This window comes from Robiginitalea myxolifaciens, assembly GCF_900115205.1.
Classification (GTDB): Bacteria; Bacteroidota; Bacteroidia; order Flavobacteriales; family Flavobacteriaceae; genus Robiginitalea; species Robiginitalea myxolifaciens.
On sequence record NZ_FOYQ01000002.1, the window covers coordinates 581279 to 593729 of the forward strand.

Annotated in this window: 9 protein-coding genes; all 9 read right to left on the reverse strand. The window is 48.1% G+C overall.

What is annotated here, in order from left to right:
- Positions 1 to 21 precede the first annotated feature (21 nt).
- Entirely contained in the window at positions 22 to 1104 is a 1083-nt protein-coding gene (locus BM318_RS10635; RefSeq protein ID WP_092982591.1) for an ion channel, read from the reverse strand.
- Entirely contained in the window at positions 1105 to 3918 is a 2814-nt protein-coding gene (locus BM318_RS10640) for a GAF domain-containing protein (RefSeq protein WP_218154998.1), read from the reverse strand.
- Between the two features lie 124 nt (positions 3919 to 4042).
- A complete protein-coding gene (locus tag BM318_RS10645) occupies positions 4043 to 5107 on the reverse strand; it encodes an acyltransferase family protein (RefSeq protein WP_177218304.1) in 1065 nt (354 codons plus the stop codon).
- Between the two features lie 163 nt (positions 5108 to 5270).
- A complete protein-coding gene (acs, locus tag BM318_RS10650) occupies positions 5271 to 7178 on the reverse strand; it encodes an acetate--CoA ligase (protein WP_092982594.1) in 1908 nt (635 codons plus the stop codon).
- A 50-nt stretch (positions 7179 to 7228) separates the two neighbouring features.
- Positions 7229 to 8941, reverse strand: a complete 1713-nt coding sequence (locus BM318_RS10655; RefSeq protein WP_092982595.1) for a sodium:solute symporter family protein — start codon at positions 8939 to 8941, stop codon at positions 7229 to 7231.
- 90 nt (positions 8942 to 9031) lie between these two features.
- Entirely contained in the window at positions 9032 to 10783 is a 1752-nt protein-coding gene (locus tag BM318_RS10660) for a sensor histidine kinase (protein WP_092982596.1), read from the reverse strand.
- Between the two features lie 42 nt (positions 10784 to 10825).
- Positions 10826 to 11233 (reverse strand): response regulator, encoded by a 408-nt coding sequence (locus BM318_RS10665; protein ID WP_092982597.1) that lies wholly within the window; start codon positions 11231 to 11233, stop codon positions 10826 to 10828.
- A 149-nt stretch (positions 11234 to 11382) separates the two neighbouring features.
- A complete protein-coding gene (locus BM318_RS10670; protein ID WP_092982598.1) occupies positions 11383 to 11640 on the reverse strand; it encodes a DUF4212 domain-containing protein in 258 nt (85 codons plus the stop codon).
- Positions 11641 to 11689: 49 nt separating this feature from the next.
- Positions 11690 to 12448: an exodeoxyribonuclease III gene (locus BM318_RS10675; RefSeq protein WP_092982599.1), complete on the reverse strand. Its 759-nt coding sequence runs from the start codon at positions 12446 to 12448 to the stop codon at positions 11690 to 11692.
- Between the last annotated feature and the right edge of the window lie 3 nt (positions 12449 to 12451).

The window sequence follows — 12451 nt, forward strand, 5'->3', positions numbered from 1 at the left end:
TGAGATGGGGCAAGCATGGAGCTATTCCTCCCGAAGATTATATTTTTTCAACAAATCACTCCATCCTTCGGATTGCAAATAGTCTACCAGCTCCCTGTTGATCTCATCGAAATGAGGCTGTGATTCAGGCAGCAAAAAGCTGCGGTACTGCTTATTGAAAGTAAAGGGAAGTTTCTTTACTTTCTCCTCCAACTGATTGGTCAATATCAGATAATCCATTGCGGTTTTATCGTGGACCAGAACATCTATTTCCTTTCGGGTTAAGGCACGCAGCGCCTGGGTGGGGTTGCGGTAGATGCGATAGGGAACAACTCCCTGCTCCCTAACAAATAGCTCGCCGTCGGAGGCCCCGACTACGCCAACACGTTCAATGGTCTGCAGGTCTTCAAGCCCATCGATCTGGGATTCCAGTGTATTTACCGTCAGGGTCGAGGCAATGGTAGCCGTAAAACTGGAGATGATTATAATCGCGGTAAACATCCAAATGATACCAATGGTCTTCCCCAGGTGGGTTTTGGGTGCTTTATCCCCATAGCCTACGGTAGTCATGGTCACGGCAGCCCACCAGAGTCCATCGAACAAGCCCATAATCCCCGGGCGAAACTGATACTTGTTCTTCCTTCGTTCCACAAACCACAGCAGGGTTCCAAATACCAGGAGTATCAGGATCAGGAGCAGGACAACATTCAGGAAATCCCGGGAGAAGAAGTTGTTGATGAATATTTCAAATTTATTCTGATTGCTGGCTGTAGTGACCACCCCTATTCCCGATATAAAGAATGGCTGGCTAACCTCAAATCGGTCGAGTCGCTGGGCGGTAACCGCCATAGGGTTAATACTCAGATCGAGTTCCTGGTAATCCAGGGCACGAACTACGCCTACGCCATCACTAAACGCCTGGTAAGTAAACGGCCTGTTCGTTTCCCGGGCAATGTGTTCCCAGAGATCAATGGAGATACCGGAAAATCCCTCGGCGTCGCGAATTACAAAGGGTGGATTTTCGAAAACTCCAATGCGCAGGGTATCTGCCTGCTGCGCCCCTAAGGTGGCAGGAATAAGCCCTAAGGTCAGCAGCAACAATACTATGTGGTAGTTTCTAATCATTTATTGCAATTCGTCGTTAACCGCTGCTCCCAGATAGGAACCCAGGATCTGTATCAGGGTATAGTCCAGCGGAGAGAATGCCTCAGGTTCGTGTCGGTAAACGCACAATACGGCCGGACTTCCTTTTTTCTGGTGGAAGGGTACCAATACCCTTGAGGCAAAGCCACGATCGCTTTTACCGCCGATGTAACGGGAGGCTTCCGTGTCGTAGTCGGATAGCAATAACGGCTTACCGTTTACCATCACATAGCTCGCCAGATCGTCCTTTTCATTAAATTCCACCAGCCTCTTTGTTTTCTCCGGTTTCGCGCGTTCGAATAAATGGTACACCACCTCATTCTTCTTTTTTGCAGCGATTTCAAAGGCATCGATCCCTGTGGGCAATTCGATCAGTTTTGTCAGGGTGGGCCAAAAATCTTCCCAGGAACCATTTTTAGGCATCTGCCGGATCAGGCGTTCCAGCATATACACATTAGTCCCGGTGCTCTTTAGCTCTGCTTCCTTTTTTACAATCTCCGACTGCTTTTGATCCAGGGATTCTTCCAGACCGCTGATTCGTGTCAAAAACCACCGGCGGAGAATAAACCAAAAGAAGAGGAATCCGATAAGGCCGAGAAAGAGCATGCCCCACCAGCTGGTATACCATTTTCCGCTTACTGCTACCTGTACTTTGCTGGGTTCACTCCAGGAATAACCCCCGGGTTGCTGCGCCCGAATCCATATCTCATAGGCTCCCGGAAGCAGGTTTTGAGGAAGTATGCGCGCCTCCTCGGCCATAATCCAGGCAAAATCACCTACCTCACCAACGGGAGTATCCTGCAAAAAGACTTTGTACTGATAGCTTACACCACTGCTTGGAAAGGTTAGTGTGGTCATTTCGAGCTGAAGCTGCTGCCCTTCCCGAATCTCAAACTGGGTGTCGCTGAAGATTTGAGCGTTGTCCAGGGTAGCCGCCCGAACTTTCGGTACCTGTGTAGGTAGTGGTGCTGGAAGGGTCCCGGCAGAATACACCAATCCCTCGGCTGTACCTACCCATAACTGTTCCTGATTATCCAGAGCCAAGCAGCGGTAGGAAGCCACTTTAGAGGGGGTGCCACTTTCCTCGTCAAATACCACAAAATCGCCCGTTGGAGAAAGGTGAATTAATCCGTTGGTGTCGGTCGCTATCCAAATCTGTCCATTGGGCATGGCAGTAACCGCCCGTACTTCATTAGGCGTATATGGTCCCAGGTTTACCTGGCGGACCGTTTCGGTGTCGTATTTGAGTAGGCCATCGGTGGACGCCATCCATACGATACCCGAATCGTCTACAGCGATATCGTGCACCTCGAAATTACTGCTCACCTCAAATGAAAAAGGCAGGCTCTTATTCTCAAAAACATCTGCCTCCCAATTATATTTATACAAGTACGAATCCTCCCCTATCCCGGCAGCATACAGTTCTTCTCTTCCACCTTCGCGAATTACTAAAATGCGGCTCTCGAACCCTTTCTCCCTGCCGTACATGGATACCTTGCCCCCGGCATCCAGTTTAGCTACCCCCAACAGCGGCTTATCCGAGGTTGCCTGACAAAACCAAATAGCATCCTGGTGATCCCTGGACATAAAAAATATGCCGCTGCCCCGGTCCGAGAGATCATACCTGTTGACCAGGATATCGTTCCGGTAATGATAAATCACGCCTCCTGTGGAGCCATACCAGGTGTCTGGTCCCTTGGACGCCATGCCGGTTATCCCATTTACCGCTGCTACCCGGTTATAGGTAATTTCACCACCCGTATTTAAAATGCGATGAACCGGACCCTGCGATAACAGTATTTGATCGTCTTCCGTTGTGTAAAGCCCCGTGACATTATCGTATCCCAGGCCGGAGATATTCTGGAAGAAACCCGTCCACAAAAGGCACAACCCTTTTTCTGAGCTTACCCAAATTTGAGGTTTCTGGCTACCGGCATTTACGGTAAACTGTATGTCGCTTACTCCCTGTAACGGCAGTTCCTCAACACGATGGGGGTCATTGGATCCAAAAACTTTGGACAGCGCATAACTGCTGCTTTGACTGTCAAAAGTGTAAAGGGCAGAATGGCTTGCTGTATAATGGACGCCGCTGTTATCACGAGTGATATAGTATAACTCCTGCTGGGAAGCAGAAGATTTAATTTCAACAGGAGTTTCACCGGAAAGTGAAATCTCTGTAATCCCCTTACCTACAATCCATATGCGGGAGTCTTCCACGTAAAAGTGATTGGCATCGTCGTAACCTGCGAGCTCTTCGAACTCAGCAGCTCCTTTTTCGGCAAAAAAGAGTCCAATTTGCGGATATAATGCCCAAATAGTGCCCTTCCCGTCCTCACCAAAAAAAGGCCCTTTTGTTTTAGTTTGTTTTACGGGGTGGTACCTGCGTTTCGCTTCCTGTCCCGGGGTATATAAAACTATGCTTCCGTCCATGCGGCCCGACCATAAGCGGGCTTGAGAATCTTTAAAGAGTGTTGTGGGATACTCCCGTTCAAGGGTATTGGCGAAGGCGGATATTTCTGGGCCAGATTCACCGGGCTCCAGTTTATAAATCCCGGTGTCATTGGTAAATAAAAGCGTGGAATCGTTCCACCTTTCAAAACTGCGTATTGTTTTGCTGCGCAAGGATAGGTTGAAGTCTTCATAGCTTTTCCCGTCGAATCGGAACAACCCATTATCGGTAGCCGACCAAACATAGCCTTCAGAATCCTGTACAGTCTGATTTACGCGCTCAAAAGGAAACGCATCTCCCTGGTAACAACGATATTGGAATCGTTGCCCATGAGCATTTCCAAGCATCAGAAATACAAGCAGAATAAGAAATGGCCCTGGGAGCTTCATGGGTTCGAAGACTATCCCTTAAATATATAAAAAGTAGTTCTTCGCGCTTTTAATACCCAAAGTCGGGCATAAGAGCTGCCAATCAGTACCCGATAATGTAACGGCTTTTTCTCGGGAACAGCATTTTGAAGGCTTTGGCAATAAGCATACAGAGCGCCAGGGTCCCTGCAGTGAGCAATAAGAAATTGCCCCAATTGGCTGCCTTTGCAAGTTCAATGATCCCGCGGCTATTCAAATACATGAGGAAGGTAAACAGCAAACCGTGGAGAAAATAGATGGCAAAACTCATATTAGCAATGGCCGAAACCAATTTGTTTTGCTTGCTGCCCATTCGCTGGAACAGGATAAGTAACAGAACGCACATGACCAATTTGTGCAACAGCATAAAATCCACGCCATTGTATTCCAGTGGAGGTTTGGCATAGGTTCCTATTCCATTGCCATAAACCTGCATACCATTAAAGAATACCAAAAGCATAAAGAGTATCGGAATTCTCGGTTCCAGATTTTTCCGAATGCCTTCCCAATGGATGGAACACATTATCCCAAACAAGTACACCGGGGTAAAAAACAGCACCGATTGTAAATTCTGAACCAGCAGCGAATCGGGATAATACTTCGGACGCTGGAGGAACAAGGCTAGGAGGATTAAACCGCTCAATACCACCACTTGCAGGGGCCACTTGAGACGTGTAAAGCGAAAATGCAGCGGCGCAAAAATATAGAGACACATCGCGAAAGGGATGTACCAATAGGCCAGCGCAAATTTACCGGTCCCCAAATACTTTAGTGTTGCGGTAACCTCTTCTCCCAGAACAAGGGTTTCATGGGTTGAGAAATACTCCGTCCCCCCCGGTTGGCTTCCTGTAACAATCCGAAACAGGATAGGAACGGTCCCCAGTATTAAAAATGGGAGTAATAAGCGATATACTTTGCCCTTGTAAAAGGTTTTAAAATCATAGCGGGGGACAAAGATGTGATTGAAAAGATATCCGGAAATAAATACAAACAGGGTGGTTCCGCCGAGGAAGAGATTGGCCATAAACCGTTCCAAAAATCCTTGGGTCGGGATTTCCAGGACGGTAAATACGTGCCCCATTACGATAATAACTATCGCAAAAGCGCGAAACGTATGGATATAATTCAAAAAGGGTTTAGCCAAAACGCAATAGAAAATGAGACGATACCCAGGTAACGACCGGCTGCAAGTAATTAAAATTCAGGGGGAAAGCCCAATTTGCAAGCCAATGCTCGCCCAATGGGGAATTTTTATAGGCAAACAACGCCTGGTCTGCCGATTATCCGATGAATTAACCGGCTTTTTCGATAATTTCCTGGACCACTTCCGGATTGAGTAAGGTGCTGATATCCCCCAAATTACCGGTTTCTCCTGAGGCTATTTTCCTTAGGATCCTTCGCATGATCTTCCCACTTCGCGTCTTGGGCAAACCAGAGACAAATAAGATCCTATCCAGTTTGGCAATGGGTCCGATCTGTTCGGTGATTTGCTGGTTGATCTCCTTGTAGAGGTTTTCGCGGTTTCGGGTCTCCCCGGTCTCCTTTAAAATAACGAAGCCATAGAGTGCATTCCCCTTCACGTCATGTGGAAAGCCAACAATGGCCGACTCGGCCACTGCAGGGTGCTCATTAATCGAATCTTCAATTGGTGCGGTACCCAGGTTGTGCCCGCTTACAATTATTACGTCGTCTACACGACCCGTAATCCGGTAGTAGCCCACGGCGTCACGCATGGCGCCATCTCCGGTAAAATATTTGTTCTCGTAGGCCGAGAAATACGTGTCCCGGTAGCGGGCATGGTTCCCCCAAATGGTACGTGCCATGGAAGGCCACGGGAACTTTATGCACAACCGTCCACTTACCTGGTTTCCTTTGATCTCAACCCCATTTTCATCCATCAGAGCCGGCTGGATCCCAATAAAGGGCAAGGTGGCGTAAGTTGGTGTTGTGGGGGTTACGTAAGGAATCGGGCTGATCATAATTCCTCCTGTTTCCGTTTGCCACCAGGTGTCCACGATCGGACTCTGTTTATGCCCCACATTGTTGTTATACCAGTGCCAGGCCTCTTCGTTGATGGGCTCTCCAACCGTTCCAAGAACTTTCAGGGAACTCAGATCGTATTTCTCAACGTACTCAAGGTTTTCCTTGGCCAGGGCACGAATAGCCGTGGGTGCCGTGTAAAACTGATTTACTTTATGTTTTTCGACAACTTCCCAGAAACGACCAAAATCCGGAAAGGAAGGCACCCCCTCGAACATCAGCGTGGTAGCCCCATTGGCCAATGGGCCATAAACAATGTAGGAATGGCCGGTTATCCAGCCGATATCGGCGGTACACCAGTAGACATCCTTCTCCCGGTACTGGAATATGTTTTTAAAGGTGTATGCCGCGTAGATCATATAACCCGCGCAGCTGTGGACCATTCCCTTAGGTTTTCCTGTTGATCCGGAAGTGTAAAGGATAAAAAGCGGGTCCTCGGCTTCCATGACCTCAGCCGGGCAGTCTGTCGGGGCACTGTCGAGTAAGGGTTGCAACCAGTGATCCCTTCCGGGCTCCATATGGATGTCGCTTTCGATCCGTTTGGCTACCAATACGGTTTCAAGGTTCGGGCATTCTTCCAGCGCCTTATCCACAATTCCTTTCAGGTCTATGGTTTTGGCCCCGCGATACGATCCGTCGGAGGTAATGAGCATTTTACAATCGCAATCGTTGATCCGGGTAGCCAGGGCAGTAGCAGAGAATCCGGCAAACACTACAGAGTGAATGGCACCGATCCGGGCGCAGGCCAGTACAGAAACAGCCAGTTCCGGGATCATAGGAAGGTAAATACAGACGCGATCTCCTTTACCAATACCCTTGGATTTCAGGACATTGGCCATGCGGCCCACCCGCTCATGAAGCTCGCTATAGCTGATGTGCTGTGCAGGTTCGCTTGGGTCATTGGGCTCAAAAAGAATAGCTGTTTTATTACCCCGAGTGGTTAAGTGCCTGTCCAGGCAGTTTTCGGTAATATTCAGTTGGGCACCTCCAAACCAACGCACTTCGGGTTTGGTAAAATCCCATTCGAGGACTTTGTCCCATTTTTTGCGCCAGAGGAAGTGCTCCTCGGCTATTTCCTCCCAAAAACTCTCCGGGTCGCGTACCGATTTACGGTAGACCTGAAAATACTCTTCCAGATGCTTGATATGGTAGTTGCTCATAGCTTTTAAAGGTAAGGATTATAGCAAAATCATAAGCGGTCCATCCCGACTTAATGATCTCCGGGTGGAGGGGCTCCTGAAGGAACACGGATGTTTTCGACAAGCTGTTGGACCCGCTCCGGAGGAGCAGGAGTAAAGTAATTGACCGTAAGGGCGACAGCAAAATTCACCAACATAGCTACAGAACCGAAACCTTCGGGGGAAATGCCAAACCACCAGCTTTCCTTTAGTCCTTCGACGGCTTCCTTCCCCCCGTCAAAAAGGCCGAATTTAAATTTGAGCATATAAAACAACATCAGGGAAATCCCGACGACCATGCCGCTTACTGCTCCTTTACTATTCATTTTCTTATAAAATATCCCCAGTAGGATGGCCGGAAAAAAAGAGGCTGCAGCCAATCCAAAAGCAAGGGCCACCACTGCAGCGACAAAGCCTGGTGGATCTATCCCGAAGTACCCGGCGACCACTACGGCAGCCGTTGCGGCCAGGCGGGCCGCCCATAGTTCTTGTTTTTCACTGATGTCCGGACGGAATACCTTTTTGATTAAGTCGTGGGAGATGGAAGAGGAAATCACAAGAAGTAGTCCGGCCGCGGTAGATAATGCAGCTGCCAGCCCTCCGGCGGCCACCAGCGCAATCACCCAGGCAGGTAAATTGGCTATCTCCGGGTTAGCCAAAACCATAATGTCTTTATCTACAACAAGTTCGTTAACCGCAGGATCCGCAACATATTGGATAATACCATCCCCGTTGCGATCCTCAAAAGTCAGCAATCCGGTTTTCTCCCATTTACTGAACCAGGCAGGCACCTCGTCGTAACGGGCCCCACTGGCCGTACGTATGAGATTGGTTTTGGCAAAGACAGCCACAGCAGGGGCGGTGGTATACAACAGCGCGATAAGCAACAAGGCCAGGCCGGCCGACTTTCTGGCGTCCCTAACGCGTCGCACGGTAAAAAATCGGACAATAACATGAGGCAACCCTGCCGTACCAACCATCAGCGCAAGGGTTATGGCGAAGATATCGATGCGGGATTTTGAACCTTCCGTATAAGCCGAGAATCCCAATTCCTGGGATAATCCATCGAGCTTATCCAATAAGTAGGTCCCGGATCCATCGGCCAGGGTATCCCCCATACCCAATTGGGGAATGGGATTTCCCGTCATTTGAATGGAGATAAAGATAGCGGGAACCATAAAGGCAAAAATCAGGACACAGTACTGAGCCACCTGGGTATAGGTAATCCCCTTCATTCCCCCTAATACCGCATAAAATAAAACGATTACCATCCCGATAATCACACCTGTGGTAACATCCACTTCGAGGAATCGCGAAAACACCACCCCTACCCCGCGCATCTGTCCGGCGACATAGGTAAAGGATACCAGAATAGCACAGAGCACCGCTACGATCCGCGCCGTCTGCGAATAATAGCGCTCACCGATAAAATCGGGCACAGTAAACTTGCCAAATTTGCGCAGGTAAGGTGCCAGCAATAGTGCCAGTAAAACATATCCTCCCGTCCATCCCATCAGGTATACCGAGCCATCATAGCCATCAAAAGCAATGATTCCGGCCATCGAAATAAAGGAAGCGGCCGACATCCAATCTGCTGCAGTAGCCATCCCGTTGGCCAGTGGAGAAACCCCGCCACCAGCTACATAGAACTCACCGGTGGAACCGGCTCGGGACCATATTGCTATACCGATATAGAGCGCGAAGGTCAGGGCGACCAGGACATAAGTCCAGATTTGAACGGTCAAGGCAGAACTGGGTTGGTTACTCCCTGACTAAAGTAGAGAAACTTGTGGGCAGAACAAAACTACCTGATCCGAATCACCTGCCAATAAAGTCTAGGCAGGCTGTTGCGGGGCTACAAACGTGGGTTTCATGGACTCAAAGTCCCGCATCTCAATTGTATTTTTTGGTATACGGATTTGGAATTGCGTCCCCTCCCCCATTGTGCTGGCTACCTGAATCTGACCCTGCATGGCTTCTATTTGAGTCTTGACAAGGTATAGTCCAAGGCCCTTACCCTCGGTATCCCCACTGAGGCGTCCATACATATCAAATATTTTCTTGCGAGACTCCGGGGTCATCCGCATTCCCTTTCCATTATCATGAACCTCAAGAGCATATCCCCCAAAATGCTCCTTAGTACAAATCAGGATTTCGGGAGGAACACCTGGCTTACTGTATTTGATGGCGTTAAGTACCAGGTTGTATAGAATATTTACGTAATAACTCTTGACCCCAGGCAAACGCTTTACCTGCAACTGCACATCTAATTGGGCCCTGGCTTCCGCAATATCAACAACCAGTAAGGTAAATACGTCCTGAATAACTTCTTCCAGATCAACGTCCTCGAATTCTTCCGATTTGAGTTGACGCAGCGAAAGCGAATGGTTCAGGTCGCGAATGGTCGTGTCCAGGGTTTCACAAGAAACGCGAATGTGCTCAATAACCTCATCGTTCTGAACGTGGTTGCCCGGTTCATAGATTTCGTGTAATCCAAGGATATTGGCAACGGGACGCCGCAGGTTATGTGAAATTACGTGGATGAAGTTTTGTAATTCCTTATTCTGATTGACAATTTTTTGCTGTGTAACCATTTGTTCGGTGACATCTATGGTGGTTCCGGCCATCCTCACCGGTTTGCCATTTTCGTCGTAGAATGCTCGCCCTTTTTGGTGTACATAGCGGATTTCACCCCCGTTGATAATGATTCTATGGACAATATCGTGGTCGATCTTTTCTTCGATTGCCCGTTCCACGTCAAAATTAAACGCCTCCCGGTCATCGGGGTGGATCAACTCCATGAGGTTCCCGTAGTTGGCCTCGTATTCCCCTTTCTTTTGTCCGAATACACCGTACAATTGATCGGACCAGGTAATTTTATCGAAAACCATGTCCCAATGCCAATTGCCCATTTTACTGATTTCCTGGGCTTCGAGTAATTGGTTTTCGCTTCGCTCAAGCTTTGAAAATATCTTTCGGAAATTCTGGTAGATCGGAGCCAGCAAATATTGATAGCACAAGAGTCCAACAACCAACAGCAAAACCATGCCACTTACTGTAAATACACGGAAGTTGGTAAGGTCGGCCTCGTATTGTTCCTGGTAGGAATCCACAATAAAGTCCATTCCTGTCAGGTATTCTGATTCCCATAAAGGAATGGAATCCTGAAGGATTTTCGGGGAAATATTCTCTTGGGCGGTGACCGCTATTAATTTGGCCTGGTAGGTAGTAATCCTATCGTAAATACTATCGAGTTGCCGGCTATTGAATAAGTTGCTTTCCTCAAAGGAATTTCCCTCTTGCAGCATCTTATGCGTTGCCAGCCAATTGTCCAGGTGGAATGCAAGGTGTCCGCTGGATGAGTTTCCATATAGCTGTTCGTGATATATGGATTTAGTGACCAGGGGAACATAGGTCCGAAGTCTACCGGCTTCATTGATGAAGCGTGCGTCATCTTCGATGGTGCTTACAAAATGCAGTAGAGCGAAGAGTACACCCAGGCAAACAACAAACATGCTCACCAGCTGAGACTGAACCATATTTCGGATAGGCCGGAGATACTTCTCGACCTTGGTTCCTTTTTTCATAACCAAGTTTTGCGGTCCCTTGGTAAAAGGACCGTTATGCTATTAGATAGCTTGGCGGGAAACCATGTTGTGTACGGCCAGGAAATCTTCAATATCCTGCAGTCTCAAGGGTTTACTGATAAATCCCTTTACGTATTGGGCGTAGGTAGCGGCCTGATCCTTGTCTTGTTCTGCTTGAGAAGAAGTTACAATCAGTACTTCATTGTTGGTAGGAAATTCTTCGAGCTCCATGAACTCCAAAAATTCGAAGCCCGTCATTTCCGGCATATTGATGTCCAGGATAATCAGCGTCCTTTGAAATTGATCTTCGCGGAAGCGCAAATCGTCTAAGGCTAGTTCAGGATTCGTGAAGCTTTTAATCTTGTCTTCTAATCCAAGTTTGCGGAAGTGGATGGTATTGAGAGTGTTTACCAATTCCTCATCGTCTACCAGGTAAATCTGCTTGTACATAGTCTTTGTCTTATTGTTGGAATACCGAAATAAGACAATGAAAGCCCTGATTTAGAGAAAATGTTGTGTTTTTCCTACTTTTTTGGGTGAATAGCCCTTATTCTGATGTTTGTCTTGTAAGAAAAACCCTGTGCGGCCCGTAATCCCGGCTAATCGCCTTCACCAAAGCCATACTTGGCATCCAGGCGGTTCATGCGATAGACGTAGACGAAAATCAAAAGGACGAAAACATAGATGGAGCCTTGCTGCGCAAACCAGAAGCCCAGGCGAAAGCCGCCTACTTGAAACTGGTCCATCCAATCCCGCAACAGAATACCAAAACCATAGGAAACCGTGAACCAGATGCTCAGGAGAAGGAGTACAAGACGAATATTAGCGCGCCAATACGCTTTTGAATTAGCAGACATGGTCCTAAGGTACAAAATTGGAAGCCTAACTGGTCCCCATCAGGAAATACTAATCCAACTCCAAAACTACAGGACAGTGATCCGATCCCTCCAATTCCTTGTGGATAGAAATCCCCTTAACCCGGGGAAGCAATTCCTCGCTGACCAAAAAATAGTCGATACGCCAGCCGATATTCTTTTGACGGGCATTAAATCGGTAGCTCCAATAGGTATAGGCCTCAGTTTCCGGATTAAGTTTGCGAAAAACATCTACCAGTCCGGCCTGTTGCAGCCGATCCATACCATCAATCTCGACCTGAGTAAAGCCGGCAGTCTTGTTATAATTGGATTTATCGTTTTTCAAATCGATTGCCTGATGCGCTACATTGAGGTCTCCGCAAAGGATCAGGGGTTTTTCCTCTTGTAATCCCTTAAGGTATTCGAGGAAATCTGCGTCCCATTCTTCCCGGTAATCCAAACGCTTTAAACCATTCCCGGAATTGGGCACATAGACGTTAACTAGGTAGAAGTCTCCAAAATCTGCACATTGAATACGCCCCTCTTTCGAGAGTTCCCCTTGCTCAGGATGGGTGATTTGCTCAGGGGCAGCCTTACTGGCAATAGCCGTTCCGGAATAGCCTTTCCGCTCTGCCTCCCGGGCGTGAATCGTATAATCGCCGAGGGATTGTAACAAGTCTTCCGTCATGGCGGCCTCCGCCTTGGTTTCCTGCAGACAGAGAATATCCGGGGCCAGCTCAGCTATTTTTGCTTCAAATTCCTTTTTTAGAATGGCGCGAATTCCATTCACATTCCAGGTCACAATTTTCATGGA

Bases quoted from the DNA above. Each gene is read 5' to 3' on its own strand.
- BM318_RS10635 (WP_092982591.1), bottom strand. From the start codon at position 1,104: ATGATTAGAAACTACCACATAGTATTGTTGCTGCTGACCTTAGGGCTT.
- BM318_RS10640 (WP_218154998.1), bottom strand. From the start codon at position 3,918: ATGCTTGGAAATGCTCATGGGCAACGATTCCAATATCGTTGTTACCAG.
- acs (WP_092982594.1), bottom strand. From the start codon at position 7,178: ATGAGCAACTACCATATCAAGCATCTGGAAGAGTATTTTCAGGTCTAC.
- BM318_RS10660 (WP_092982596.1), bottom strand. From the start codon at position 10,783: ATGAAAAAAGGAACCAAGGTCGAGAAGTATCTCCGGCCTATCCGAAAT.
- BM318_RS10665 (WP_092982597.1), bottom strand. From the start codon at position 11,233: ATGTACAAGCAGATTTACCTGGTAGACGATGAGGAATTGGTAAACACT.
- BM318_RS10670 (WP_092982598.1), bottom strand. From the start codon at position 11,640: ATGTCTGCTAATTCAAAAGCGTATTGGCGCGCTAATATTCGTCTTGTA.
- BM318_RS10675 (WP_092982599.1), bottom strand. From the start codon at position 12,448: ATGAAAATTGTGACCTGGAATGTGAATGGAATTCGCGCCATTCTAAAA.